The organism is Streptococcus sp. HMSC072D03 (assembly GCF_001812855.1).
GTDB classification, from domain to species: Bacteria; Bacillota; Bacilli; order Lactobacillales; family Streptococcaceae; genus Streptococcus; species Streptococcus salivarius_D.
Map to the genome: position 1 here is coordinate 1 of NZ_KV810632.1, position 515 is coordinate 515.

The 515-nt window shown below is 37.3% G+C and carries 1 protein-coding gene; it reads right to left on the bottom strand.

Translation table 11 applies throughout. From position 1 onward, the window contains the following. Positions 1–515, bottom strand: a 515-nt coding sequence (locus HMPREF2877_RS02285) for a transposase (RefSeq protein ID WP_141751037.1), incomplete at both ends; no start/stop codon positions are given.

Consider the following 515-nt stretch of genomic DNA (forward strand, 5'->3'; position numbering starts at 1 on the left):
CTTTTTTGCGTGTTTTCTCCTATCTAAATTAATCTCAATCTCCAGTTGTTCACTCATGAATTTAGCTTTTTGATCAATAACAACAGTTTTGTACTTATGATTATTAGCAGCTGCCTTGATATGGGTCCCATCAATGAAGATTTCTGAGGGATCAATGAGCCCCGCTTCCAAAACATGATGAAGCACATGACTAAAAATGTGTGCTAACACTTCCTTGTTTTCAAAGCGTCGGCTATAGTTCTTACCGTAAGTTGTAAAATGAGGCACCTTATCGTCCAGAGATAAGCCAAGAAACCAACGGTAAGCCGTATTCACCTCAATATCTTTAATGGTTTGGCGCATAGAACGAATGCCATAAAAACATTGAATCAACGGAATTTTAACTAATAAAACAGGGTCTAGACTAGGGCGACCATTATCCGAGGAATAACTATCTTCGACAAGATCATAAATAAAAGAGAAATCAATCGTTTCCTCGACTTTTCTTAGAAAATGGTCTTTAGGCACAAGTTCAT